Origin of the sequence: Burkholderia sp. SIMBA_062 (assembly GCF_046534765.1) — a bacterium.
Lineage (GTDB): Bacteria > Pseudomonadota > Gammaproteobacteria > Burkholderiales > Burkholderiaceae > Burkholderia > Burkholderia ambifaria.
The window spans coordinates 1-203 of the sequence record NZ_JAWRYD010000726.1 but is presented as its reverse complement, the minus strand read 5'-3'; the positions used below and the strand labels follow the sequence as shown (position 1 = coordinate 203).

At 58.6% G+C, this 203-nt stretch carries 2 tRNA genes; both read left to right on the top strand.

Annotation, left to right across the window (positions count from 1 at the left end):
• Positions 1–76 (top strand) — tRNA-Gly (locus tag SB786_RS38090).
• 52 nt (positions 77–128) lie between these two features.
• Positions 129–201, top strand: a tRNA-Gly gene (locus SB786_RS38085).
• The last annotated feature ends 2 nt before the right edge of the window (positions 202–203 follow it).

The window sequence follows — 203 nt, the reverse complement described above, 5'->3', positions numbered from 1 at the left end:
GCGGGAGTAGCTCAGTTGGTAGAGCGCAACCTTGCCAAGGTTGAGGTCGCGAGTTCGAGACTCGTCTCCCGCTCCAGATTTTTCTGGCAGCGTGTTGTACGGCGAAGCGCTGCAGATGCAGGACATATGCGGGAGTAGCTCAGTTGGTAGAGCGCAACCTTGCCAAGGTTGAGGTCGCGAGTTCGAGACTCGTCTCCCGCTCC